23 protein-coding genes and 2 tRNA genes are annotated in these 24,420 nt (G+C 51.1%); 10 read left to right on the forward strand and 15 right to left on the reverse strand.

Annotation, left to right across the window (positions count from 1 at the left end; all coding sequences use genetic code 11):
• Positions 1-97 precede the first annotated feature (97 nt).
• Positions 98-169: transfer RNA gene (locus tag ACFOET_RS17150), tRNA-Arg, on the reverse strand.
• A gap of 285 nt (positions 170-454) precedes the next feature.
• On the opposite strand from ACFOET_RS17150, the gene ACFOET_RS17155 reads away from it, so the two are divergent.
• Positions 455-628, forward strand: coding sequence for a histone H1 (locus ACFOET_RS17155; protein WP_379024905.1), 174 nt, complete (start codon positions 455-457; stop codon positions 626-628).
• Between the two features lie 59 nt (positions 629-687).
• On the opposite strand, the gene ychF is transcribed toward ACFOET_RS17155, so the two are convergent.
• The 3 genes from ychF to ACFOET_RS17170 all read right to left on the reverse strand — a co-directional run bounded on the left by ychF (position 688) and on the right by ACFOET_RS17170 (position 3,277).
• A complete protein-coding gene (gene ychF / locus ACFOET_RS17160; RefSeq protein ID WP_379024907.1) occupies positions 688-1,788 on the reverse strand; it encodes a redox-regulated ATPase YchF in 1,101 nt (366 codons plus the stop codon).
• A gap of 218 nt (positions 1,789-2,006) precedes the next feature.
• Positions 2,007-2,894 (reverse strand): fructosamine kinase family protein, encoded by an 888-nt coding sequence (locus ACFOET_RS17165; RefSeq protein ID WP_379024909.1) that lies wholly within the window; start codon positions 2,892-2,894, stop codon positions 2,007-2,009.
• Positions 2,895-2,899: 5 nt separating this feature from the next.
• Complete coding sequence (locus tag ACFOET_RS17170) at positions 2,900-3,277, reverse strand: winged helix-turn-helix transcriptional regulator (RefSeq protein WP_379024911.1); 378 nt, start codon at positions 3,275-3,277, stop codon at positions 2,900-2,902.
• Positions 3,278-3,406: 129 nt separating this feature from the next.
• Between ACFOET_RS17170 and ACFOET_RS17175 the strand changes: the two genes are divergently transcribed.
• Positions 3,407-4,168 (forward strand): SDR family NAD(P)-dependent oxidoreductase, encoded by a 762-nt coding sequence (locus tag ACFOET_RS17175; RefSeq protein ID WP_379024913.1) that lies wholly within the window; start codon positions 3,407-3,409, stop codon positions 4,166-4,168.
• Between the two features lie 90 nt (positions 4,169-4,258).
• On the opposite strand, the gene ACFOET_RS17180 is transcribed toward ACFOET_RS17175, so the two are convergent.
• From ACFOET_RS17180 to ACFOET_RS17195, 4 genes are all read right to left on the reverse strand, one after another.
• Complete coding sequence (locus ACFOET_RS17180) at positions 4,259-4,480, reverse strand: DUF1456 family protein (RefSeq protein WP_379024915.1); 222 nt, start codon at positions 4,478-4,480, stop codon at positions 4,259-4,261.
• Positions 4,481-4,494: 14 nt separating this feature from the next.
• The gene (locus tag ACFOET_RS17185) at positions 4,495-5,802 is read right to left on the reverse strand and encodes a DEAD/DEAH box helicase (RefSeq protein WP_379024917.1); all 1,308 of its coding nucleotides are present in this window, start codon (positions 5,800-5,802) and stop codon (positions 4,495-4,497) included.
• Positions 5,803-6,006: 204 nt separating this feature from the next.
• A tRNA-Leu gene (locus ACFOET_RS17190) sits at positions 6,007-6,088 on the reverse strand.
• Positions 6,089-6,213: 125 nt separating this feature from the next.
• Entirely contained in the window at positions 6,214-8,487 is a 2,274-nt protein-coding gene (locus tag ACFOET_RS17195; protein ID WP_379024919.1) for a glycoside hydrolase family 95 protein, read from the reverse strand.
• Positions 8,488-8,712: 225 nt separating this feature from the next.
• Between ACFOET_RS17195 and ACFOET_RS17200 the strand changes: the two genes are divergently transcribed.
• Positions 8,713-9,135: a VOC family protein gene (locus ACFOET_RS17200; protein WP_379024921.1), complete on the forward strand. Its 423-nt coding sequence runs from the start codon at positions 8,713-8,715 to the stop codon at positions 9,133-9,135.
• 11 nt (positions 9,136-9,146) lie between these two features.
• Here the strand turns inward: ACFOET_RS17200 and ACFOET_RS17205 are convergent, their stop codons facing one another.
• Genes ACFOET_RS17205 through ACFOET_RS17220 form a run of 4 tightly spaced genes read right to left on the reverse strand, consistent with a single transcriptional unit; the run spans position 9,147 to position 13,047 of the window.
• Entirely contained in the window at positions 9,147-10,022 is an 876-nt protein-coding gene (locus ACFOET_RS17205) for a metal ABC transporter permease (protein ID WP_379024923.1), read from the reverse strand.
• A complete protein-coding gene (locus ACFOET_RS17210) occupies positions 10,019-11,317 on the reverse strand; it encodes a metal ABC transporter permease (RefSeq protein ID WP_379024925.1) in 1,299 nt (432 codons plus the stop codon). Before ACFOET_RS17210 ends, ACFOET_RS17205 begins: the two co-directional genes overlap by 4 nt.
• 12 nt (positions 11,318-11,329) lie before the next feature.
• Positions 11,330-12,121, reverse strand: a complete 792-nt coding sequence (locus tag ACFOET_RS17215; protein WP_379024927.1) for a metal ABC transporter ATP-binding protein — start codon at positions 12,119-12,121, stop codon at positions 11,330-11,332.
• A complete protein-coding gene (locus ACFOET_RS17220; RefSeq protein WP_379024929.1) occupies positions 12,118-13,047 on the reverse strand; it encodes a metal ABC transporter solute-binding protein, Zn/Mn family in 930 nt (309 codons plus the stop codon). The genes ACFOET_RS17215 and ACFOET_RS17220 overlap by 4 nt, the downstream gene beginning before the upstream one ends.
• A 134-nt stretch (positions 13,048-13,181) precedes the next feature.
• On the opposite strand from ACFOET_RS17220, the gene ACFOET_RS17225 reads away from it, so the two are divergent.
• From ACFOET_RS17225 to ACFOET_RS17250, 6 genes are all read left to right on the forward strand, one after another.
• A complete protein-coding gene (locus tag ACFOET_RS17225; protein WP_379024931.1) occupies positions 13,182-14,357 on the forward strand; it encodes an acetyl-CoA C-acyltransferase in 1,176 nt (391 codons plus the stop codon).
• A 46-nt stretch (positions 14,358-14,403) separates the two neighbouring features.
• Positions 14,404-15,300, forward strand: a complete 897-nt coding sequence (locus ACFOET_RS17230) for a hypothetical protein (RefSeq protein WP_379024933.1) — start codon at positions 14,404-14,406, stop codon at positions 15,298-15,300.
• Between the two features lie 129 nt (positions 15,301-15,429).
• Positions 15,430-17,034: a peptide MFS transporter gene (locus tag ACFOET_RS17235; protein WP_379024935.1), complete on the forward strand. Its 1,605-nt coding sequence runs from the start codon at positions 15,430-15,432 to the stop codon at positions 17,032-17,034.
• A 112-nt stretch (positions 17,035-17,146) separates the two neighbouring features.
• Complete coding sequence (locus ACFOET_RS17240) at positions 17,147-17,878, forward strand: polyprenol monophosphomannose synthase (RefSeq protein ID WP_379024937.1); 732 nt, start codon at positions 17,147-17,149, stop codon at positions 17,876-17,878.
• A gap of 55 nt (positions 17,879-17,933) precedes the next feature.
• Positions 17,934-18,956, forward strand: coding sequence for a Holliday junction branch migration DNA helicase RuvB (gene ruvB, locus ACFOET_RS17245; protein ID WP_379024939.1), 1,023 nt, complete (start codon positions 17,934-17,936; stop codon positions 18,954-18,956).
• 74 nt (positions 18,957-19,030) lie between these two features.
• Positions 19,031-19,759: a hypothetical protein gene (locus tag ACFOET_RS17250; protein WP_379024941.1), complete on the forward strand. Its 729-nt coding sequence runs from the start codon at positions 19,031-19,033 to the stop codon at positions 19,757-19,759.
• Here the strand turns inward: ACFOET_RS17250 and ACFOET_RS17255 are convergent.
• Positions 19,743-20,315 (reverse strand): hypothetical protein, encoded by a 573-nt coding sequence (locus ACFOET_RS17255; protein WP_379024943.1) that lies wholly within the window; start codon positions 20,313-20,315, stop codon positions 19,743-19,745. The genes ACFOET_RS17250 and ACFOET_RS17255 overlap by 17 nt on opposite strands.
• 178 nt (positions 20,316-20,493) lie before the next feature.
• Here ACFOET_RS17255 and ACFOET_RS17260 point away from each other — a divergent pair, with 178 nt between their 5' ends.
• Positions 20,494-21,354, forward strand: a complete 861-nt coding sequence (locus ACFOET_RS17260) for a bestrophin family protein (RefSeq protein WP_379024945.1) — start codon at positions 20,494-20,496, stop codon at positions 21,352-21,354.
• A 47-nt stretch (positions 21,355-21,401) separates the two neighbouring features.
• On the opposite strand, the gene xylA is transcribed toward ACFOET_RS17260, so the two are convergent.
• Both xylA and ACFOET_RS17270 read right to left on the reverse strand, forming a co-directional pair.
• A complete protein-coding gene (xylA, locus tag ACFOET_RS17265; protein ID WP_379024947.1) occupies positions 21,402-22,733 on the reverse strand; it encodes a xylose isomerase in 1,332 nt (443 codons plus the stop codon).
• A gap of 70 nt (positions 22,734-22,803) precedes the next feature.
• The gene (locus ACFOET_RS17270; RefSeq protein WP_379024949.1) at positions 22,804-24,303 is read right to left on the reverse strand and encodes a xylulokinase; all 1,500 of its coding nucleotides are present in this window, start codon (positions 24,301-24,303) and stop codon (positions 22,804-22,806) included.
• Between the last annotated feature and the right edge of the window lie 117 nt (positions 24,304-24,420).

Consider the following 24,420-nt stretch of genomic DNA (forward strand, 5'->3'; position numbering starts at 1 on the left):
TGGCGCGTTTACCCGCAGCGATGTACCTCAAACCCCGGCCACGGCTTCGGTTCTCATCCTTTAAAGCACAAAAGCACCTTTTTGAGGCGCTTTCTTGTGTTCCCGAAGGGATTCGAACCCCTATCTTCAGAACCGGAATCTGAAATTCTATCCATTGAACTACGGGAACGGGAGTGCAAAGATATTTAAATTTTCCGAATCGGAATAGCCCTCGTTGAAGATTTTTATTTTGAATACCATCACGTTGTCCACGTGAATTTAGCCGATAAAAGCTCCTATTTATCCAACGGACCAAACGGGCGTGGAAGCCTCAAACTTTGCCGGAGACGACACAAACAGCCCGTTGAGGAAGTGAAATCGCATGGATATCTGTTGTTTTTTTACTATACTGCCTCTAATGAAAATAAAAACACTATTATTGCGTTATTAATCCGATCATCAAAACATATTGAAAATGGAAAAGTACAATGAACTGAAGGCGCTAATCGCATCGATTGAGGAGGACGCCGTTAAATTCTATGAAAAAGGAAACAACGCTGCTGGTACCCGTGTCCGCACCGGACTGCAAAAGGTGAAGGCGCTTGCGCAGGACATTCGCAATGCGGTTACTGAAGCAAAGAATAAGTAAGTTTGCCTTTCGAAAAGTTGTAGCCTTGGAACGCTAGCGCTCCAAGGCTTTTTTTAACCTTACACATTAAACCGGAAATGCATGATATCGCCGTCTTGCACGATATAGCTTTTGCCTTCCACGCTGAGCCTGCCGGCCTCCTTTACCGCCGCTTCCGAACCGTAATTGATAAAATCTTCGTACTGGATCACCTCTGCACGGATAAACCCTTTCTCGAAATCTGTGTGAATGACACCGGCGGCCTGCGGGGCGGTGAAACCAATTTCTATTGTCCACGCGCGCACTTCCTGCACACCGGCCGTGAAGTAGGTGGCCAGATTCAATAGCTTATACGCCGCGCGGATGAGCTTGTTTACACCCGATTCGGTCAAGCCAAGGTCTTCCAGGAAAAGCTGGCGCTCTTCGTAGCTTTCCAGCTGTGCGATTTCCGATTCGATCTGTGCTGAAATGACCAGTATTTCGGCGTTCTCATCTTTGACTGCCTCGCGAACGCGCTCGACATAGTTGTTGCCAGTGGCGACAGATGCTTCGTCTACATTGCAGACATAGAGGATCGGTTTAACGGTAAGGAGGGAAAGATCACCGATAAACTCAAAATCTTCCGTTTCAATCGGTGCGGTGCGGGCCGACTTGCCGGATTCCAGGTGGCTCTTTATCACGGAAAGAATTTCATAAGTCCGCTTCGCTTCTTTATCGCCTCCGGTTTTGGCTTGCTTCTCTACCTTCTGCAGGCGTTTAACCACCGTATCCAGGTCTTTTAACTGCAGTTCCGTGTCGATGATTTCCTTGTCGCGAACCGGATCTACTGATCCGTCTACATGCACCACATTGCCATCATCAAAGCAACGCAATACATGGATGATGGCATCGGTATTGCGGATGTTGCCGAGGAACTGGTTGCCGAGCCCTTCGCCCTTGCTCGCGCCCTTTACCAGCCCGGCGATATCGACGATCTCAATCGTATTGGGAACAACACGCTGGGGCTTCACCAACTCCGCCAGTTTGTTCAATCGTTCGTCTGGTACCGTAATGACGCCCACATTGGGCTCAATGGTACAAAAAGGGAAATTTGCTGCCTGGGCTTTCGCGTTGGAAAGGCAGTTGAATAACGTTGATTTGCCTACGTTCGGTAGGCCTACAATGCCGCACTGTAATGCCATGGATGGTCGAAATTTTGAAAACGGGGCAAAGATAGCGATAAAACCATCACCATTTCTTAAAAATTAGCGTCTACGCAGGGAATGTATGCTCACACCGCTAATTGATCGTTTACCACGCACAATCTTTCGCGATGAATGATGAAACGGTTGTGCACGGAAATACTTTCATCCGGTTAGATGTGTATGAAGACACGGGTGAGGCCGCGAGACGCTTTGTGCTATGTGTATTTACTCAACCCTTGTTTCAGCGGACCGAGATATGAGCCCCCGAACAAGTTAAGATGTACCAGCAACGGGTAGAGGTTCCATAGGTCTGTCCGCCTTTCCCAGTCAGGCTGGAGCGGATAAACTTCGTTGTAAGCTGCATAAAACCGGGCGGAAAAACCGCCAAACAACTTGGTCATGGCGATATCTACTTCCCGGTGTCCGTAATAAATGGCAGGGTCGATCAATACCGGCCGACACGTGGAATTGATCAGGTAATTGCCACTCCAAAGGTCGCCGTGCAGCAATGAGGGCGGCTCCTGCGGGTATAGGTTAGTCAAACGGGCAAATAGCCGGTCAAAGCGTTCCAATAGGTGAGTGCCTTCCAGCTGGCTTTGGGCGGTCTTCAGCTGTTCACGCAATCGCTGGTTAATAAAAAAATCCGTCCAATCGGTCGAAGGCCTATTGGTTTGAATCAGCGGACCAATGAAATTATCGTGGTCGAGGCCAAAGGTGGCGTCGCGCCGCCGATGCACGGTCGCAAGCAGCCGCCCCAGTGCCTCCTGCCCGGCACCACGATGCTTGTCGGCCTCGTCGACCCAAGTCATTAACAAATAGGCTTCACCATGCGTATGGCCTACCATCAGCGGCTCAGGGATGTTTTCGGCTGACGTCGCCTCCTTTAGTAAGGTCAGTCCCTTTGATTCCGCTAAGAACATCGGCATTGCCTTTTGGCCGTTGTTCGTCTTGACAAAGTACCGGCGCTGCCGTGTGCTGAGCTGGAACGCCCTGTTGACGTCACCGCCATGAATCGGTGCAACGGATTGTATCTGATGGTCTCGCGGCGCTGCATTCTGTAACGCTGCTTCCAGTGCCTCCATGAGTGATTGCGATAAAATCATTCCGGCTATTTCCCCAGACCGCCTTCGTCTTCAACCGTTTTTCTATGCGCTTCTCCCCAATCAGAAATGCTTTGCAGCATGGGACGCATGGATTGGCCAAGCGCCGTCAATTCGTATTCCACTCTGGGCGGGACTTCCGGATACACGATGCGCAACACTAACCGGTCAGCTTCCAATTCCCTCAGCTGAGCTACGAGCATGCGTTCCGAAATGCCGGGGATTGCCTTTCGCAATTCGTTGTAACGCATCTTTCCATCGAGGATCAGCCTCCATAGTATATTTGATTTCCACCGCCCGCCGATCAGCGACAAAGCATATCCCATCCCGCAGGAGGAATTGATTTCTTTCTCATTCAAAGCGTTCGAAGATGTTTCTTTTCGCATTTCTTACTTTTTTGTAAGTACTTAACAATTTCGTCAGTACTTACAAAAGTAAGATACTGGGGGTACATTTGCAAAGCATTGATCAATTGCAATAATTAGAATAAGTGATTAACGACAAAAATAATGCAAATGGAACACAGACAGCAAAGTGGGACCTTAGTAGGCAAAGTAGCTTTCGTAACCGGGGGCAGCAGAGGTATGGGAGCGGCCATTGTAAAGCGCCTGGCTGCCGAAGGAGCAGCCGTGGCCTTCACCCATTCAGGAAACCGGACCGACAGCGCAACCGCGGTCGTCTCAGAAGTGGAAGAAGCTGGAGGCTATGCGGAAGCCATCGTGGCAGACAACCGCAACGCTCGAGATCTCAGCCTCGCTATTGAGCAGGTGGCCGACAGGTATGGCAAAATAGATATTTTGGTGAATAACGCCGGAATTTTTCTCTATAAAGGAACGCAGGAAAGTTCGCTGGAAGAGTTTGATGAACTTGTTGATGTCAATATCCGGGCTGTTTTTATTGCCATGCGGGATGCTTCCCGGCTCATGCCGGCAGGCGGACGGATTATTACCATAGGGAGTAATGTGGCAGACCGCGTAACGGATGGGAACATGGGCCTCTACGGGATGAGCAAGTCCGCCTTAATCGGTCTTACTAAGGGAATGGCACGGGAGATGGGTCCGCATAATATAACCGTCAATCTTGTACAACCCGGTCCGGTCGATACCGAGATGAATCCAGCCGACAGTGAAATGGCCTGTGAAACCGTTGGTGCCATGGCGATTTCGCGCTATGGTACAACAGGGGAAATTGCCGGCTTGGTGGCTTACCTGGCAAGCGAAGAAAGCCAGTTCATTACCGGGACAGCGATCACGATAGACGGAGGATATAATAGTTGAATACAATTCCAGATCCCTGTTGTCAGGGGTCTGGAGTTTGATTACCGGCACCCGTAATGGACATCACGGATAGCGGTACGCGACTGCAAGTTATGGTCTACGGCCACGTTTGTAAATAACCAGCCCGTTTAAGAAGTTCCGGAGCAGCTGGTCCCCGCAGGGTTTGAAATTTGGGTGATCTTCCTTGCGGAATATGGCGCCGAGCTCCGTCTTGGTGACCCTAAAATCAACTAATGCCAGGACTTCGATAATGTCGTCATCGGTAAATTTCAACGCAACCCGCAGCTTTTTCATGATATCATTGTTGCTCATCGTATTAAATCAGGTTACCGGGATACTTCTATTTTAACTCTTTTTCCTTTAATTTTCTCGTTTTTAACGCGCCGGACAACCGCCTCGATTTTATCCCGTTTAACAGCTGCATAAGCCGAGTGGTCCAACACCTCAATCAATCCAAGATCGTCTTTGGCGAGCCCGCCTTTTTGAAGCAATAACCCAACGATATCCACCTTGTTTACTTTTTCTTTTTTTCCGGCGGCAATATAGAGGGTAATCCAGTCGACGGGCGGGGGGAGTGTAGGATTTTCTGGTAAGTCTTCTTTTTCCGGCAAATCCGCTAAATAATCCGGCTTTTCATCCGGTGTCAAAAACAGGTAGGACGTGCCTGTGGCGTGCATCCGGGCTGTACGTCCGTTGCGATGTAAAAATGCTTCTTCGCTGTGCGGTAACTGATAATGCACCACATGCTCGATTTCGGGTATATCTAATCCGCGTGATGCCAGGTCAGTTGTAATCAGTATCCGGTGGCTCCCGTTTCGGAATTTGAGCAGGGCGCGCTCGCGGTCATCCTGTTCCATGCCTCCATGAAAAACACCGTGCGGCAGGTCTCTGCCCAGCAGGAGTTCGCTGATGCGATCCACCGCTTCGCGGTGATTACAAAACACGAGAGTAGGTTTGTCACTTACTTTACAGATCAATGCAAACAGCGCATCCAGCTTGTCCTCCGCCGCGGCGACTACTACCTTTTGCGTTAGGTTCGGGACGGATGCCGCGTGTGATAGAAAATCTAGTGTCTCCGGCTGGGTGATGCCGGTAAAAGCCGGGATGACATCCATATGGGTAGCCGAGGTAAGCATGCGCTTGTTTACTAATCGTAATTGCTTGATAATATAAGCCATATCTTCTTGGAAGCCAAGCTCAAGCGCCTTATCAAACTCGTCGAGGATCAGCGTTTGCACCGTGCTCGTATCGAACGTTTTTCGCCGCAAATGATGTGCAATTCGGCCTGGCGTACCGATGAGTACTGCCGGTGGTTGTGATAGGTTGTTGATTTCAATATTGACGGGATGCCCACCATAGCAGCAGTTTACCTTGAATCCGGTGCCCATGGCTTTGAAAACCTGTTCGATCTGCAGCGCAAGCTCCCGTGAAGGTACCAGTATCAGCGCCTGCACAGTTGGCGTGGCTGTATCCAGCAGGGGAAGCAGCGGCAATAAAAAGCCTAAGGTCTTCCCCGAACCCGTCGGCGAAAGCAGAATGACATCGCTCGTTTTCGCCGCCTGAATAGCGGCCTCTTGCATTTCGTTCAGGGTAGTAATTTTTAAATTTTGGAGCGCTTGTTTCAACATGTGCATGTTTGTTTGGTATCAAAGGTACATAATTACCGTGTCATCACAGCCTGCTCCCTTGTCGCTCGGATGTTGAAATACCTGGTAAAATAGATTTTTAGCGTGATGGATTAGCCACACTTTCAGGCGCTTTCATCGAATTTTCCGAAACAAAAAAGGATAATACATTTCAATGAACGTATTATCCTTATTAAAACTATTTTTTAGTTGTACCCAGGGCCGGGATCGAACCGGCATGGGTCGCCCCACTGGTGTTTGAGACCAGCGCGTCTACCAATTCCGCCACCTGGGCTTATTGCAAAGTACGATTCCCTATTCGGGGATGCAAATGTATCCATTAATCCGTATTCCGCAAAATGTTTTTTTCAAAAACGGCGTGAATTGCTGCGCAGCTGGGTGCCACGCTGATTCCGCTGATTATTCCGCTGCGTAAAAGCTGTAGCGTTTACCTTTCTTTGTTTTGAAACTATAGATATACTGTTGCGCGCCGCTTTCTGCATTCACACCCCTTGATGCCTTCAGCGCATTAGGCACGCGGATGCGGCAGTCCTCTCCGGAAAGCGACCGGATAGTAATTGACACGATTTTTCCATCCCGCCATTGCAGATCTTCGATTTCAAAGTTACCTCGTGCACGCAGCCCTCCGACGCGCCCGGTAGGCCATTTCATCGGCAATGCCGAGAGCACTTCGATCGCAGGGGTCTGGCTTTGTACCAGCATCTCGGCGATACCCGCCGTATAGCCGAAATTGCCGTCAATCTGAAACGGGGGATGGGCACAGAAAAGATTTGCATATATCCCGCCACCCTCTTTGTAGTCGATGCCCGAGCCGCCGACGGGTGTGATGAAATTCCGGAGAATCTGGTAGGCGTGGTCTCCGTCGTGCAGGCGGGCCCAGAAATTCATTTTCCAGGCCATCGACCACCCCGTGGAGGCATCGCCCCGGGCGAGCAAGCTCACTTTCGCTGCCTTTGCAAGCTCCGGCGTCTCCGATAAGCTGAATTGTCGTCCCGGATGCAATCCGAAGAGGTGCGATACGTGCCGGTGTTTGTTGTCGGGGTCGTCACGATCGGTTTCCCACTCTTGCAGCTGGCCCCACCGGCCGATTTTGGGCTTTAGCAGCCGTTCTCTCAAATCCAGTATATGATCCCGGTACGCGCGGTCAACATTGAGCACGCCGGCAGCTTCTATGTAATTTGTAAACAGATCCCATACAATCTGTTGGTCATAGGAAACGCCGTCTTCAACCGGCCCGTGTTCGGGCGACCAGCCCATCGGCGCCACCACGGTTCCGTCATCTCTGCGTTTCAGGTGGTCATCCCAAAATTCTACAACCTCTTTGATAATGGGATAGGCAAAATGGCGGAGGTAGTTCTCATCCCTCGTAAATGCGTAATGTTCCCAGATAGCTTGTGCGTACCATGCGCTGCCCGGGGTGTTCCAGGAAAAGCTCTCACCACCGAAAATGTTGTTTTCCGTGCGCACTGTCCAGCCACGAACGCCAGGATATTCTTTTTGGGTGTGCTCCTTTTTAACTTCCCGCATGCTGTTGATGTAGTCCAGGTAGGGGATATGGCATTCGGAGAGGTTGGTTGGCTCAGCCAGCCAATAATTCATCTGTACATTGATGTTGGAGTGATAGTCCGATCGCCACGGTGGGTTGTTACTGTCGTTCCAGATACCCTGCAAATTGGCCGGCAAACCGCCTTTTCTGGATGAGCTAATCAGCAAATACCGCCCATATTGAAAGATCAGTGCTTCAAGTTCGGGGTCATCTGCCCCCTGGTACCGGATTAGCCGCTCGTGCGTCGGCAGGTGACGGGCCGCCGCCGGTGTGGCGCCGAGGTCAATGGAGACACGTCCGAAGAGCGCCTTATAGTCTTTGGTATGCCGGCGCAACAGCGATTGATAGGTTTTGGGGGTGGAGGCAAGTATGCGGGCGACTTTTATCGCGGGCGCTTCGCCTTTCCATTGCTGTTCGCGTTGATTGCTGTAGTCGGTCGCTGCCGAAAGCAACATCGTAATTGCGTCGGCCTCGGCTACGTCTAAATAATATCCGCCTGTATCGTCTGGCCTTGCCGTGACGGTTCCGCCGTCGGCCTTTATGGAGAGCGTGGCCTGGTAGTCCATCCCGTTTTCAAGCCTGCCTGCGATGGTTAGTGTCGTTCCTTTGGCAGTCGTTCGTGCGTCGTGCGCATCCTTAAGCCGGATGGCAGCCGAATAGGCCGCCGCTTGGTTTGAAGTAAAGCGCAGTACCATGACGTTGTCGGGGAAATTGCAAAAATATTCCCGACGATACCGGACACCGTTGTCGGTATACGATATCCGATGGATAGCATCGGTAAGATCCAGCACCCTTTGGTAGTCTGATGGAATGGCACTTGTGGCCGCATCATCGAAATCGATGATGATATCTCCGAACGCTTGATAAGAGCCCGTATTGACTTCGTCTCCTGTCCACAGGCTGAGCTTATTGAACTGAATGCGTTCTTGCTGTATTCCGCCGAATACCATCCCGCCGATCCGTCCATTCCCTATGGGAAACGCTTCGGTCATCCACTCCACAGCCGGTTTGTTGTCCCACAGCTTAAGACCATGCCAGTCGGATGCCCGCAGATCTTGAGCGCGTAGGCCAGCTGACGGGAGCAATACGGCGTGTAGTAAGAGCAATGCTGTTGTGATGAATCTCATGTTTATCTTGGTTCGAATAACTAACGATTTACAAGTATATTAAATTGACTGGTAACTGCATTCAATTATTTAAACGACATAGTTAATTATTTTCGCAGGTATATTGGCACAAAAGCCCCTGATGATTGGCGTATCTTCCCATCACACCGCAACTTAAGAAACGCTATTTTTGTCATGGATAAAACAGTAGACGTAACTATTAACAAGGTAACAAGATAATTTCACATGACACTCAATCCTTATTTGAATTTTGATGGTAATGCCGAAGAGGCGTTCCGTTTTTATCAAACCGTTTTCGGCGGCGAACTGTCCGTCCAGCGCATGAGTGATGTACCCGGTATGGAGAACTTGCCGGACAACGAGAAAAACCGGGCTATGCATGTGTCTATCCCGATCGGTAAAGGGCAATACCTTATGGCATCGGATTGCCTTCCTTCGCAAGGCCACGTGCTGAATGTGGGCAATAACAACTACATTTCCGTTACGCCGGACAGCAGGGATGAGGCCGACCGTCTGTTCAACGGACTTTCCGCAGGAGGAAAGGTAGAGATGCCTATGGCCGACCAGTTTTGGGGTGATTATTTCGGCTCGTTTGAAGACAAGTTCGGCGTGCGTTGGATGATCAATTTCCCGACTAACGGCCAGTAATGCAATTGAGTCTAGCCGACGGGTTCTTCCCCTTCGGTTAGGCTGTGTTTCTGTGACTGGCGCCGGGAAACAAATGCCGCGATAAAGCAGAAACCTGTCATCACGGCCATGCATCCCGCGATGGATGCATTGAGCCAGTAAGCCAACCAATAGCCGGTAAATGCGATAAAAACACTCAGCCCGACCGTGATGGCCAACATGAGTTTAAGGTCGTGGGTCATCAAGTAGGCGGTGGCGGGAGGGCCGATCAGAAAGGCGATAACCAGGATCGCGCCGACTGACTCGAAAGAACTTACCGTAGTAAGTGAGACCGCTGCCATGAGCAGGTAATGCCACAACGCTGTTGACATGCCGAGGGCCGATGCAAAGGCCGGATCAAAGGAGGTAAGCTGCAGCTCTTTGTAAGCCAGTTTGATGAATAACACAACGATGAGCAACACCGCCGTAAGGACGTAAACCGGACGAGGTCCCATGACAGTCCCATCGGCAATCACCCAGAGGTCGATGGGTACGTAAGCGATCTCGCCGTAGAGGACACTGTCCAGATCCAAGTCAATTTCTCCGGCAAAAGCACTGATCAGAATAATTCCAACGGCAAAGAAAAAGGTAAATGTAACGCCAATGGAAGCATCCGTTTGCAGATTCGCCCGCCGGTGGAAGAATTCGATAAGAAAGGTGGCGACCAGTCCGGTGGTTCCTGCGCCCAGCAGCATGGGAAGCGTCTCGCGGCTGCCGCTGAGCAAAAAGGCTATCACGATGCCCGGCAGGACAGCATGACTGATGGCATCGCCCACCATGCTCATTTTGCGGAGAATCAAAAAACAGCCCAGCAGTCCGCAGGTGACCGAGACCAGTGCGCCGGTTAGTATAATCCAGAAAGCGATCATAGCGACCCTCCCTTCGGGATACGCGTATCGTGCGGATCTTTGTCGGGGTAGCCCAGCTGGTGTTCCAGTTCCCGTTCGATTTCGGGCGTAATGATGTGCTCGATGGTTTCCGCGTCGTCATGGACATGGTCTGGGGCGATGTCCATGTAGCGGGCCAGGTAGAGTTCCCACAACCGGTGAAGCCGTACTATTCTTGCAGCCTTCCGGTATCCGTCATCCGTCAACCGCCAGCCGTTGCCTTGCGGCGCCACCATGTTCTTGGAGACCAACCGGCGTAAGCTGGCCTTGAGTAAGGACTCATCGACTTCGCGGGTGTCGATTAATTCGTTAAGTCCTCTGGCCGTGTCGAAATGGCTGTACCGTTCGCCGAGGTGGTAAAACATTTTGAGTGTGTTTTCTTCAGTAATGATACGCCGGTTTTTCCGCTGAGTATACTGTTTTGGCACGATACCTTTTTGAGGTGCGAAGAAAAACGAAAGGAAAGCCACTAACGATGAAACGACGACCATCCAAGGCCCTGTGGGCATGCCAGGAGCGGTGTAGGAGATATACGCGCCGGCGATCCCCGCGAAGGCGCCGAACGCCACGGCAATCCCTACCATGCGGCGGATGTTGTCGGTCCAGTACCTGGCCGCGGCAGCCGGAGTGACGAGCATGGCAGCCATCAACACCACGCCTACCGCGGTGATGCCGGTAACGACAGCCAATACGGTAAGGCTGGTGAGCAACAGGTCGAGCCTGCGTACCGGAAAACCCAGTGCTTCGGCATAGTTCCTGTCAAAGGCTATTAGGGCAAATGCCTTGAAAAACAGGCTTACCGTAATAAGCAGGACGGTTGACAAAGCACTGAAAACTAGTAGGTCCGAACCGATTAAGGCGGCTGCGTTTCCGAAGATAAAATGGTCCAGCCCGCTCTGGGCAGCATTGCCGGACTGCTGGATATAGGTCATCATGACCATGCCCAAGCCGAAGAAAACCGACAGCACCAGACCGATGGCTGCATCTTTCCTGATTTTGGATTTGGCGGTGATGTAATCGACAGCCACCAACGCCAACCAACCGGTGGCAAAGGCGCCCCCGAGCATGAGTGCAATGTTTTTCGTGCCGGAAAAAAGGAATGCTGCACAGATGCCAGGCAACACGGCATGCGAAACGGCATCACCTACCAGCGCCTTTTTCTGGAGCAAGGTAAACGCGCCTACCATGGCCGCACTGGCTGAAAGCAGTATGTTGCCCAATACGACGTACCGTACGTTGGGATCAGCAAAGGAAAAGAAGTCCAGCAGCGTTTCCATACACTTAACCCGTTATCGATTTTCTCGGCTTGGAAATGCACGCTTTTCCATAACGTGGCCTACCTGAGAAAGAAGGCTAAGTTTCCCGCCATAGGTGTGCTGTATTTTTTCATCAGTGAAGACCTCTGCTGTAGGCCCCGCAGCGACAAGGTGCATGTTTAATAGGATAATCCAATCGAAATATTCATGGGCCGATTGCAGGTCGTGATGCACCACGACGACGGTCTTGTTTGCGGCAGCCAGGTCGCGGAGTAACCCGACAATAGCTTGTTCCGTTGTCGCATCCACGCCGGCAAACGGTTCGTCCATCAGATAGAAGTCAGCCTCTTGGGCCAATGCTCTGGCAAGGAAAACCCGTTGTTGCTGTCCGCCGGACAATTGTGAAATCTGCCGTTTGGCATAGGCTTGCATTCCAACCTTTTCGAGGCAATCCCGGGCAATCTCGCGGTCACGGGGACCAGTGCTTCGCAATAATCCCACTTTGCCATAGCGCCCCATCAGCACAACGTCAAGTACGGATACCGGAAAGTCCCAGTCTACTGATTCACGCTGCGGTACGTAGCTGACGCGGTGCCGTACATCATCTAACGGCTTGTTGAACACCTTGACATAGCCGCTTGACGGCGGGATTAACCCCATGATGCTTTTAAGCAGGGTGGATTTGCCCGCGCCGTTCGGGCCTATAATGCCTGCCACACAGCCGGTTGGAAGGGCGAAATCGACGCCCCAAAGCACCGGTCTACGCGAGTAGCTCACCGTTAAGTCGTGTACTTCCAAAACGGGTTCCTGTGTACGTATAATCATAATAGTGCCTCCACAATCGTATTTACGTTATGTTTGATCATACCGATGTAGGTGCCCTGGGGTGTGCCAGGTGCGCCCATAGCATCGGAGAAGAGCTGGCCTCCGATGCGTACGGAGCCTCCACGTTGCCGCACGCCAGCCATTACCGCCTTCAAGGCCCTGTCAGATACCGAACTTTCTAAGAATACCGCCGGAATCCGGCGTTCTACAATATAGTTAACTAATGCAGATACGTCCTGTAAACCGAATTCTGCCAACGTAGAAATGCCCTGTAAGCCTTTGACCTCAAATCCGTAGGCACGGCCGAAATAGCCGAAAGCATCATGAGCCGTGATGAGTACCCGCCGGTCTTCCGGCAGGGAATTAAGGCGCGTCCATACCCACTCATCCAGTGAATCCAACTGAGCCATGTAAGATGCTGCGTTGACTTGATAATATGCTGCATTTGCGCAATCCAGTTTGGCGAGCTGGATCGTTGCCTGAGCAGTGGCTGCCTTCCACAGCGATACGTCGAACCAAATATGCGGATCATAGCTACCCCGATTGAGTTCAATTAATCCAGGAAGGTCTTCAGCTACGGCGATAACCGGTTTTGTCCGATGTTGCTTTTCTAGGACACTCGCAAGCTTCCCTTCTAAATGCAGCCCATTATAGATCAGGTAGTCAGCGCTTAAAATTTTTACCAAATCTCCCTGGCTGGCTTTGTACAGATGGGGATCAACGCCGGGTGCCATCAATGCCTCAACGGTAGCCGAATCACCGACTATATGCTGCAGCATATCCGCAATCATTCCTGTGGTCGTCAATATATAGGGTTTACCATGCTGGAGCCTTTCGTCCGGTTGCACGCATGAAAGGCACACGACCTGGCAAAAAATGATAATGGACCATACCCTAAAACCGATTCCCATAGTAAAAGCAAACATACAAAATTTAGATTAATCTAACATTTTGACGGAAGTATTTTTTTAACGGCACATCAGTACGATTACACAGGGGTCGGTGCATGGATATCATGAGATTTTTTGTACCTTAGCCTAAAGTAATGAGGTATCCCGATATGGAAACAGTTTATATCATTTCAGCGGTACGTACGCCCATCGGGAGTTTCGGGGGTGGTTTATCGTCATTGTCGGCCACCCAGCTGGGTGGCTTGGCTATCGAAGCAGCCGTAAAACGGGCAGGAATCACAGCTGGTCAGGTGCAGGAGGTATACTTCGGCAATGTATTGTCGGCGGGCTTAGGGCAAGCACCGGCTACTCAGGCAGCCAAGCTTGGCGGATTGTCTGACATTCCAGCGACAACGGTAAACAAGGTATGCGCCTCGGGAATGAAATCCATTATGCTTGCCGCGCAGAGCATTGCGCTCGGCCAGAACGATATGGTCGTGGCTGGCGGTATGGAAAGCATGAGCAATGTGCCGTACTATTTGGATAAGGTAAGGACTGGATACCGGTTGGGGCATGGACAGGTCACCGACGGTTTGGTTAAAGACGGATTGTGGGATGTGTATAACGATTTCCACATGGGAGCGGCCGCTGAGCTATGCGCGTTGGAATGCGGTGTCAGCAGGGAGGACCAGGATGCTTATGCTGTTGAGTCATATAAAAGGGCGCAAGCGGCACAAGAGGCGGGTAGGTTCATGGATGAAGTCGTTCCGGTGGAAGTAACGGGCAGGAAAGGAGAGGTGACGACCGTCATCGATGATGAGGAAATCCACGCCGTTAAATTTGATAAAATTCCGATGTTGAAACCGGTATTTAAGAAAGAGGGCACCGTAACGGCCGCCAACGCATCCACACTTAACGACGGAGCCGCCGCCGTAGTATTGGTAAGTGAAACTAAACTCCGGGAGCTTGCGCTGCGGCCGTTGGCCCGGATAAGGGGCTACGGCGATGCGCAACAGGTGCCAGAGTGGTTTACCACCGCGCCGTCAAAGGCTATTCCCCGGGCATTGCAGGCAGCAGGGGTAAGTGCCGATGAGGTCGATTTTTATGAAATTAACGAAGCGTTTTCGGTGGTATCTATTGCCAACAACCGCGAACTCGGGCTATCGCCCGATCGGGTAAACGTCAACGGCGGGGCCGTATCGATGGGCCATCCGCTCGGTGCTTCCGGAACCCGTATTGTGGTGACGCTCCTCTCGGTACTAGCGCAAAACCAAGGGCGTATCGGCGTGGCCGGCATTTGCAACGGCGGCGGCGGGGCGAGCGCGTTGGTGCTGGAAAAAACTTAGATTGCAAAGAGATCATCTGCTAGGTTGGTTACAGAGTAAACGATTGATGAAAAAATTGTTGGTGTTGCTGATCGGACTGAGCGGCTGGGGCGGCGAGGTCAGGGCTCAGTCGTCCGATAGGCAAACTATTATAGCGTTGCAGGACAGCCTCGTGAAGTTAGGCGGCTTGATGTATAACGAACCGAGCGAACCTGAACGGTTGAAGGCTAATTTTACGTTCATCAAAACCTTCGTGTCTGCCCTGAAACAACCCCATTCCTACTCCTTCCCGTTCGACTCGCTCAACATGGTGTCCAAGCTATCAGCGCCGGACGACCGGTTCAGGATATTTTCCTGGCATATCCAGCTGAACGATGGTTCATACCTTTACTATGGTACCATTCAGATGAATTCTCCTGACGGTACCCTCAGCATGCATGCCCTGCTTGATAAAACCTATGAAATCGAGTCTCCAGAAACAGCCATTACCACGGCAAGCAATTGGTACGGTGCGCAGTACTACCGTATTATTCCGTTTAAAGGAGATTATCTTTTGTTGGGATGGAAGGGCCACACTCCCCATATGACGCAAAAGGTCATCGAGGTGCTGCAGGTGAGCACGGCTGGGGTACGGATGGGTAAGACGGTATTCGACAGCGAAAATAGCCGGAGGAATGCCCGGATGATTTACCGCTATAACCGGAATGCCAGTATGTATATGGAATACGACCCCGCGGAAAACCGTATCGTGCTGGATCACCTCGCTCCTTCGGACGAACGGTACAAAGGACATTATGAGGAATACGGACCGGATTTGACCTACGATGCCTGGGCACTTAAAAATGGCAGGTTGATTCACGCCACCGATATTCAACTGCTGAATCTGCCGGATCCGAACGACAACCTGTACAACGATCCCCACAAGCCATTGGACCACCCTAAAAGCGGTATTCCCATACAATAAATACCGATTTTGTAGATGAATAATTTCGCGGACAGGCAGCTAAAATCCAAAAAAAGTTTGTTTTCTTTGCAGCTCGTGCTTGGTTTAGACCAATCCGTACACCTAATTGAGTATACCTAATATCACGTTATGCAACAATTACAACAACAAGAAGAACAACTTAATGCGCATCTCATTAAGAATGGGGTAAGCACGAAAACGGTGTTTTCGCATCCTGTGGGATTGTTTGTGCTGTTTTTTACCGAGATGTGGGAACGGTTTAGTTACTACGGCATGCGGGCCCTGCTCACCCTTTTCCTTGTGTCGCAATTGGCGGATGGTGGTTGGCAGTGGTCACGAGAAGACGCCATGAGGTTGTATGCCTGGTATACGGGATTGGTGTATCTCACGCCTTTGATCGGTGGATTTATCGCCGACCGGCTGACCGGTTATCGTAAGGCGGTCCTTCTCGGGGCATTGATCATGACACTTGGCCATGCCTCGATGGCATTGGAAACGGCAGGGCCAACGTTTTTTTATGTCGGATTAGGACTTATGATTTTAGGCAACGGCCTATTCAAACCGAATATCTCGTCTATCGTAGGGCAGCTGTATCCGGATAACAGCACAAAGAAAGATGCTGCCTATACTATTTTTTACATGGGCATCAACGCCGGTGCATTTCTTGGCATGTTGCTTTGCGGGTATATCGGAGAAAAAGTCGGCTGGCACTACGGCTTTGGGCTGGCGGGTATATTCATGTTTTTCGGGATGCTTCAGTTTTATTTCGCACAGCGAATCTTCGGTGTGCTGGGCGAGTCACCCCAGGATAAACGTAAACGGGAAAGCGACGCGGTGGCGGGAAATCATGCCGCAAGGGACGTTGAGGAACAACTGCCCCGTAACGTGGTGCGCGACCGGTTGATCGTGATCGTCGTGCTCTCCTTGTCAACTATTTTCTTTTGGATGGCTTTCGAACAGGCGGGAGGATCGATGAACATCTTCGCCAAAGACTATACCGAGCGCGTGCTGGAGGGCAACGCTGCCGTTACCTTTAAGTGGGTGGATGCAGCACTGACGATCTTTCCCTTGTTGATCGTTTCTTGGGTATTGTTCTCATTGGCTAAAAAGATTTTTTCCGAGTATCCGGTTTCCATTCTTTTCACGGCGCTGAGCTTCGTCGTGATCTGGGGGTTGGGTATCTGGAAGGTATATCGTGAGTTCTATGCATTGGAAACCGAAGTGGCCGCATCATGGTTCCAGATTCTTAATTCATTTTTTATCATTATACTCGCCTCCCCGTTTAGCAAAATGTGGGAGAAGGCATTTAACCCGACGGGTCCGATTAAGTTTGCGTTCGGCCTTATTCTGTTGGGAATCGGTTTTGCGGTCTTGGGCTACGGCAGCCGGGATATACCCCAGGGGGCGGCGACAGCCCAGGTCAGCATGATCTGGCTGATCTTGGCTTACTTTTTCCACACGTCTGGTGAATTATGTATCTCACCTGTCGGGCTTTCTTACGTAAGCAAGCTCTCACCGAAAAAGTTCGTTGGGCTGATTTTCGGATTCTGGTTCCTTTGCAGTGCAATTGCCAATTTCCTTGCGGGAATGAGCGGAAGCTTGATCGACCGCATCAGCGAGGCTTATTCCATCTCAACGTTTTTCTTGATTTTCGCTGTGTTACCGGGGGTTGCGGGGCTGATCCTTATAGTATTTTCTCCGCTATTGAAACGGATGATGCATGGCATTAACTGATCCCTGAATAGGTAAATGCCAAAGCCGTTGCAGCGCCGGGTCGCTGCAACGGCATTTCGGTGTTCAGCCTTTTCGTGATAATCCTTACCTTTACCCGTCAAATTAGTCAATAGTGTCAGATAGCATCGTCATCATTCCTACGTACAACGAACGGGAGAATATAGAGAAGGTGGTCCGTAACGTGTTGTCGCTTCCTGAGGAGTTCCATATCTTGGTGGTAGACGACAGTTCGCCGGATGGAACCGGGGCGATCGTAAAGCGTTTGCAGACCGAGTACTCCGACCGGCTGTTTTTGGAGGAACGGAAAGACAAATCGGGCTTAGGAACCGCTTATATCCATGGGTTTCGATGGTGCATCGCGAGGGCATATGATTATATCTTTGAAATGGACGCTGATTTTTCCCACAATCCGGACGACCTGCCCCGGCTGCGCGAAGCATGCGTGTCGGGCGCGGATATGGCTATCGGTTCGCGATATATCAAGGGCGTCAATGTGGTGAATTGGCCGATGAGCCGGGTGCTGATGTCTTATTTCGCGTCATGGTACGTGCGGCTGATTACCGGCATAACCGTGCGGGATGCCACTGCCGGTTTCGTCTGTTACCGGCGTGAGGTACTGAAAACTATCCCGCTTGATAGGATCAGGTTTGTCGGCTATGCGTTTCAGATTGAAATGAAATTCACGGCAATCAAATATCGCTTCCGCGTGGTGGAAATACCCATTATCTTTACAGACCGTACCGAGGGAGTTTCCAAGATGAGTACCCGCATTTTTCGCGAAGCGTTTTTCGGGGTGATACAGATGAAAGTGAATAGTTGGTTTAGAACGTATAATCGCGAGTAGTGAACGGTATCCGTTGGCCGAAAGCTGATAGCTGATTGTCGAAAAAGCAGAGAAAATGAACGAACATTTGGATCCGAATGCCGAAAGGCTGTCAAATGCCGAGCGTGAGCTGGAAAAAGTGCTCCGTCCACAGGTATTTGAGGATTTCACGGGCCAGCACAAAGTGTTAGCTAACTTGAAGGTATTTGTGCAGGCCGCCAAGTTGCGGGGAGAGGCGTTGGACCATGTGTTGCTGCATGGCCCGCCGGGGTTGGGCAAGACTACGCTTTCGCATATCATAGCCAATGAGATGGGGTCCGGCATCAAAATCACCTCTGGTCCGGTGCTGGATAAACCGGGTGACCTCGCGGGGCTGCTGACCAACCTCGATGAAGGGGATGTGCTCTTCATTGACGAGATACACCGGCTGAGCCCGTTGGTCGAGGAGTACCTGTACTCTGCCATGGAAGATTTCCGGATAGACATTATGCTGGAAACCGGGCCCAACGCGCGTTCAGTTCAGATCACCCTCAGCCCATTTACGCTGGTCGGCGCCACTACGCGTTCCGGTCTGCTGACCGCCCCGCTGAGGGCGAGGTTCGGGATTAACGCCCGGTTGGAATACTACGATGCCAAGTTGCTTACGACGATCGTCCTCCGCTCGGCCAGTATCTTACGGACACCAATCAGCGAGGAAGGGGCTTATGAAATAGCCCGCCGGAGCCGGGGAACCCCCCGCATCGCGAATGCGCTGCTGCGACGTACACGGGATTTTGCCCAGATCAAAGGCGACGGAAAGATTGATACCGCCATTGCCGAGTATGCCCTGAACGCCCTGAATGTCGATGGTCATGGACTGGATGAAATGGACAACCGAATATTGCTCACCATCATCGACAAATTTAAAGGTGGGCCTGTGGGACTCAAAACGATTGCAACCGCAGTGGGCGAAGACGAGGGCACCATCGAGGAAGTTTACGAGCCTTTCCTGATCCAGGAGGGATTCCTTATGCGTACCTCGAGGGGTCGTGAATGCACGGAATTGGCATACCGCCATTTGGGAAAAACGGGATATCCGAAAGGGAATACACTTTTTTGAACACGACCATCTATAATGGTATACGAATTGATAACTGGATTACTTTGATCACGCATCGTTACTTTACCTCGGTTATGAAAATATGCTACATCGTTGCCTTATGCTGCATCGCATTATGGCCTTATTCTATTTATGCACAGCATGAAAGTGAGTCTCCCATCCCATACTTCCGCTATTCGGCAACCGCAGGGCTTGGGGCTACCCAGCTGCACGGCGATCTGGATAGACGGATTATCGGTCCTGCAGTATACCTCAAGGGCAACTACTTCCTCACCCATGGGATAAGCATTGGCCTGGAGTTGCAGGAAGGCCTGTTGCTGGGTAAAGATGAGCAGGAAATCGATGGTATATTGCGACAGACGGTTAATTTATACCATGCCGCGGTGTTGGGTGTCACTTTTCAACCGATCAAATATTTACAGGACGACCATTTGCGCCGCATCGAATATCGCCAATCGTTTGGCAGGCGGACACTAAACAGTGTTTATGTGGGTGCTGGTGCCGGCGTGTTGTATAGCATGCAGTGGGAGAGAAGTAGCAAAACTGTTCAGCGCACATCACCTGCGCATGAGGGAAGAGATCATGGACTAAGTTATATTCTGAGTACCAACTTCGGATTTGAAATACCGTTGCATAGCCTCAAACCTAATCTTCTTGATTCGTATATCTGGAGCCTGGTTGTCAACGGACAACTCAACTTTTCATTGGATGATGACTTAGACGGATACAGCGGTACTTATCCCGGCAATGAGAATCGCGATAGCTATGGGTTGTTTTCCGTAGGGGTTAACCTGCGTTTCTGATTTTGTGCAGTTTAGCGAGTGCTTTCTTTCCGCGGCTTTGCACGGCGGCCGATCCATCCCGCATGAGAAATTCAATCTGTCGTTGTAATTCCTCCGCTATCCAGGTGGTTTCGCTGCATATATTGAGCAGTACGTCCATGCAGTTGACCTGTACGGCCACCGGCGTGCGTGGGTCGATGAGCCAGCTGAAAACTGTTTCAATCACCAGTTCGCTGTCGACGCCAGCATACGCATCCTTATATATGGATGGGGCCTTCGTGGATGAAATTAGCATCAGAATCTTCGTGAAATGACGCTGGCAGCTTAGGTTGCGCTGTTTTGGCAACCGTTCGATGAACCTGCTGAGTATCGGAATGAAACGGGTTGGATGGTGTGTCGCGATGTGTTCCAGTACCCGGGCCGCCCTGAAAGCAACCGAAGGGTTTCCGTTATTATAAGAGACATCGTGCCATACTTCAGCCGGAAATCCCTTGTCTTCTGCTAATGCCGCGATGTATGATGACGTCATTTTGGCCGACTTGGGATCTAGTCGGCTGACGAGTGTTTGTTTATCCATAACAGTGCATCGCCACAATGATAGTAAAAAGTCAGCATCTTGGAAATAGTCTGAGCAATGCGATCGGCTGGCAAAACATCTGGGCGCTAACCGTTGTTTACCGGTGGAGAATATTTCTGTATCACAAAAATTATTGTTAGTTATGCTAATAAGGTCTCGTGGGATACCATTTCGCTACATGTTTAAAAAAGTGAGGCTTGAAGTCGGTGTGGTGTTTGCTATTGGATTATCATTCAACGCGTTAACTTATTTTGTGTCTGGTCGTTTGCCGGAAATGCCCTTGGGCGTTCCGGCGTTTTTGGGTACCGCAATTTCCATACTACTCTCGTTTAAAATGAGTCAATCTTACGAGCGGTGGTGGGAAGCAAGGAAGATATGGGGATCTATTGTTAACGATTCGCGGACGTTAGTGGTGCAGTTGCAGAGCTACCTGAGTACTGAATACCGGGAAGTCATTGCTGAAATAGGGCACCGACAGATAGCATGGTGCTACGCTTTGGGGGATTCGTTGCGCGGCCTAAATCCCTTGACCCGGGACACGGGGTGTCTGCGAGTGGAAGATATTTCCAAGCTTTCAAAACATCAGAACAAGCCGTTGGCACTGGTGCAGCAACAGGCCTTGTCCATCAAAAGCTTGGCCGAACAGGGGGCGCTGGATGTTTTCTGCCGTGTACAGTTGGATAAGACGCTCGTTCGACTTGTAGACTCCATGGGACGCGCAGAGCGCATTAATACTACCGTATTCCCGGTTACCTACCGGTTGTTTCTGCATGCTGCAATTTACCTCTTTCTCATTACGCTATCCATCGCTATACAAGATGTGCATGCCATATTTGAAATTCCTTTGCTGGTCTTGATCGCAGCACTGTTCTTTTTGGTAGATAAGACCGCTTACAATTTGCAAGACCCTTTCCGTAACCGTCCAAGCGATATTCCAGTTACGGCGATAGCACGTACGATCGAAATCAATATCCGGCAGCTGCTTGGTGAGGAGAGCTGGCCTGAGCCGGCGAAACCGAAAACGTTTTTTATACTATAATTTGCTAACCCCTTTCCGCCACAGCGGCGGAAAGGGGCATAATTTATTTATATATACCGATTTACGATGTTCTCGTAGCGCTCCTGCTTGCCGCTGATGGTTTTCGGTTCGCCAGACGCCGCCGCAATATCGCGGAGATCGGTAAGCGTCAGCTTACCATGCTCGAAGTCCTTGCCTTTTCCAGTATCAAATGAAGCATAGCGTGCCGCCCGCAGTTTGCGGTAGTCCGATTTTTGGAGGATGTTGTCGGCGGTAATGAGCGCACGGGCAAAGGTATCCGCTCCGCCGATGTGGGCGTGGAACAGGTCCTCCCTATCGGTTGAGTTGCGGCGAATTTTGGCGTCAAAATTGATCCCGCCACCGGCGAAACCGCCGGCTTCCAGAATGATGAGCATGCACTCGGTGAGTTCGTTGATGTTGTTCGGAAACTGGTCGGTGTCCCACCCGTTTTGATAATCGCCCCGGTTTGCGTCCATTGATCCAAGCAGGCCGGCATCAGCGGCTACCTGCAATTCATGCTGGAAGGTATGACCCGCCAGTGTTGCATGATTCACTTCGAGGTTAAGTTTAAAGTCGTCAAGCAAATCATACTGCCGTAGGAAGCTGATCACGGTAGCCGCATCGTAGTCATATTGGTGCTTGGTGGGTTCACACGGTTTAGGTTCAATAAAGAACGTGCCTTTGAAGCCCTGGGCGCGGCCGTAGTCCCTTGCGGCGTGCAGCATACGGGCGAGGTGTTCCTGCTCACGTTTCATATCGGTGTTGAGCAGCGTCATGTAACCCTCGCGGCCACCCCAGAAAACATAATTTTCCCCACCGAGTGCGATGGTTGCATCCAGCGCCGCCTTGATCTGCGCACCTGCGTGGGCTACGACGGCAAAGTCGGGGTTGGTTGCTGCACCGTTCATGTAGCGCTTATGCGAGAATAGGTTGGCTGTGCCCCACAGCAGCTTTACACCGCTGGCCGCCTGTTTTCCGTTGGCATACTCTACCAATGTCTGGAGCCGCTTTTCGTTTTCTCCCACATCATCGCCGTAGTCCACCACGTCGACATCATGAAAGCAGTAATACGGCATCCCGATTTTGGTAAAGAACTCGAATGCCGCATCCATTTTGTCTTTTGCGCGCTGGATGACATCGTTGCTTTCATCCCAGGGAAAAAATAAGGTCGGGCCGCCGAAGGGGTCGCTGCCATTGCCATTGAATGAATGCCAATAGGCGACGGCAAACCGCAGGTGTTCTTCCATGGTTTTGCCGGCGACAACCTTGCCTGCATCATACCAGCGGTATGCCAATGGGTTGTCTGATTCGGGGCCTTCGTACTGGATCTTTCCAATACCTTTAAAATATTCGCGTTCTCCGATAAGTACGTCTGACATGTTGTTTTATGTTAGTTGTGGATATTTGTTGCCTTTATTAAGGTGTAGCGATAATCCCAGTGCGTCTTCATCACGTGGTTCCAGTTTCGTTGCTTAATTGGTCTTCGAGAAGCTGTTTCCATTCCTGATAATATGCTTCGTAGTGCGGAGCGGCCCGGGGCTCAACGGTCCGCACGGCCTTCAGCCGGCTGAAGGCCTCTTCCGGCGAGGTAAAGATGCCCGAACCGATACCGGCTCCCAATGCGGCGCCAACGCTGCCGTCGTTTTCATAAAGCTCTACCGGAGCCCGGGTTATATCGACAAATATTTCCGTAAACAGCCCGCTGAGGAACATGTTGGCCTGTCCGGCGCGGATTACCTCCGGGTTCATGCCGTTTTCGCGGATGATGTCAAGCCCGTACCGGAAGGCATAGGCAATACCTTCCTGGGACGCACGAAAGACGTGTGAACGGCCGTGTGCATTGAAGTCAAGGTCAATGAATCGGGCCCCGAGTATCTTGTTGTGAAGGATGCGCTCAGCGCCGTTCCCGAAGGGCATGATTTTGAGTCCGTTGCTTCCGGGGCTGACCGCTTTTCCGAGGCTGTTCATTTGCGGATAAGTGAGGCCATGGCCAAAATGTTCCTTTACCCAGCGGTTGAGGATGCCTGTCCCATTGATGCAGAGCAAAACGCCTGTTCGCGGCGTTTCGGGCGTGTAGTTTACATGGGCGAAGGTATTGACGCGGGATGCCGGGTCATATACGAGCTGATCGCTTACCGCATAGATCACACCCGAAGTACCTGCAGTGGCTGCCACTTCGCCCGGTTTGAGTACATTTAGCGACAGCGCGTTGTTGGGTTGGTCGCCCGCTTTATAGCAAACCGGGATGCCGGGTTTAAGACCAAGTTGGGCGGCTACCTCCCTGCGCAGCGTTCCATGTTCGCCAAATAATGGCTTGATTGCCGGGAATATAGACTCGTCAAACCCGAAGCAACGGACCACATCGCTGGAGATCCGGTTAGCTTTGAAATCCCAGAAAACCCCTTCAGATAGCGCCGAAATGCTCGTGGTAGCCTCTCCGGTAAGCTTGAGCCCGATGTAGTCGCCTGGGAGCATGATTTGGTGGGCCCTGGTATAGGTGTCGGGCTCATTCGCCTTCACCCAGGCCCATTTGGAAGCTGTGAAATTGCCAGGTGAATTGAGGAGGTGCGCTAAGGCGTGCTCCTGTCCGATTTTGTGGAACGCCTCCTCGCCGATTTCCACGGCACGGCTGTCGCACCAGATGATGGAGTTCCGCAAGGGATTTCCCGCCCGGTCAACCACCACCAGACCATGCATCTGATAGGCGATACCGATGGCCGCGATGTCCTTCGTCCTGAACGAGGCATTGTCGGTGAGTTTGCGAATAGCCAGCGACACCTGTTCCCACCACATGTCGGGCGATTGCTCCGCCCATCCCGGTATGACCGAGAGAATGTTGTTTTCATGGTCGTCCGGATAGCGTGCCGAAGCAACGCTGGTCTGCGTTTCGGCGTCCACTACCGAAACTTTGATGGATGATGTGCCGATATCAATACCTAACAGTAACATGGCTAATTTCGATAGGTTCCATGGATGGTGCTAACGTTGGCATAAAGGTAGAGCTAATCCTTTTAATTTCCAAAGCCAATTGTTATTTTTGTTCGATTTCCACGGAATCTTTAGCTA

The sequence above is a fragment of the Parapedobacter deserti genome (genome assembly GCF_042646065.1).
Taxonomy (GTDB): Bacteria; Bacteroidota; Bacteroidia; order Sphingobacteriales; family Sphingobacteriaceae; genus Parapedobacter; species Parapedobacter deserti.

Coding starts and splice junctions, on each gene's coding strand:
- ACFOET_RS17270 (WP_379024949.1), bottom strand. CDS start 24,303: ATGTTACTGTTAGGTATTGATATCGGCACATCATCCATCAAAGTTTCG.
- ACFOET_RS17225 (WP_379024931.1), top strand. CDS start 13,182: ATGGAAACAGTTTATATCATTTCAGCGGTACGTACGCCCATCGGGAGT.
- ACFOET_RS17210 (WP_379024925.1), bottom strand. CDS start 11,317: ATGGAAACGCTGCTGGACTTCTTTTCCTTTGCTGATCCCAACGTACGG.
- ACFOET_RS17255 (WP_379024943.1), bottom strand. CDS start 20,315: ATGGATAAACAAACACTCGTCAGCCGACTAGATCCCAAGTCGGCCAAA.
- ACFOET_RS17215 (WP_379024927.1), bottom strand. CDS start 12,121: ATGATTATACGTACACAGGAACCCGTTTTGGAAGTACACGACTTAACG.
- ACFOET_RS17230 (WP_379024933.1), top strand. CDS start 14,404: ATGAAAAAATTGTTGGTGTTGCTGATCGGACTGAGCGGCTGGGGCGGC.
- ACFOET_RS17195 (WP_379024919.1), bottom strand. CDS start 8,487: ATGAGATTCATCACAACAGCATTGCTCTTACTACACGCCGTATTGCTC.
- ACFOET_RS17170 (WP_379024911.1), bottom strand. CDS start 3,277: ATGCGAAAAGAAACATCTTCGAACGCTTTGAATGAGAAAGAAATCAAT.
- ychF (WP_379024907.1), bottom strand. CDS start 1,788: ATGGCATTACAGTGCGGCATTGTAGGCCTACCGAACGTAGGCAAATCA.
- ACFOET_RS17155 (WP_379024905.1), top strand. CDS start 455: ATGGAAAAGTACAATGAACTGAAGGCGCTAATCGCATCGATTGAGGAG.
- xylA (WP_379024947.1), bottom strand. CDS start 22,733: ATGTCAGACGTACTTATCGGAGAACGCGAATATTTTAAAGGTATTGGA.
- ACFOET_RS17185 (WP_379024917.1), bottom strand. CDS start 5,802: ATGCACATGTTGAAACAAGCGCTCCAAAATTTAAAAATTACTACCCTG.
- ACFOET_RS17260 (WP_379024945.1), top strand. CDS start 20,494: ATGTTTAAAAAAGTGAGGCTTGAAGTCGGTGTGGTGTTTGCTATTGGA.
- ACFOET_RS17165 (WP_379024909.1), bottom strand. CDS start 2,894: ATGATTTTATCGCAATCACTCATGGAGGCACTGGAAGCAGCGTTACAG.
- ruvB (WP_379024939.1), top strand. CDS start 17,934: ATGAACGAACATTTGGATCCGAATGCCGAAAGGCTGTCAAATGCCGAG.
- ACFOET_RS17200 (WP_379024921.1), top strand. CDS start 8,713: ATGACACTCAATCCTTATTTGAATTTTGATGGTAATGCCGAAGAGGCG.
- ACFOET_RS17250 (WP_379024941.1), top strand. CDS start 19,031: ATGAAAATATGCTACATCGTTGCCTTATGCTGCATCGCATTATGGCCT.
- ACFOET_RS17205 (WP_379024923.1), bottom strand. CDS start 10,022: ATGATCGCTTTCTGGATTATACTAACCGGCGCACTGGTCTCGGTCACC.
- ACFOET_RS17180 (WP_379024915.1), bottom strand. CDS start 4,480: ATGAGCAACAATGATATCATGAAAAAGCTGCGGGTTGCGTTGAAATTT.
- ACFOET_RS17235 (WP_379024935.1), top strand. CDS start 15,430: ATGCAACAATTACAACAACAAGAAGAACAACTTAATGCGCATCTCATT.
- ACFOET_RS17220 (WP_379024929.1), bottom strand. CDS start 13,047: ATGTTTGCTTTTACTATGGGAATCGGTTTTAGGGTATGGTCCATTATC.
- ACFOET_RS17175 (WP_379024913.1), top strand. CDS start 3,407: ATGGAACACAGACAGCAAAGTGGGACCTTAGTAGGCAAAGTAGCTTTC.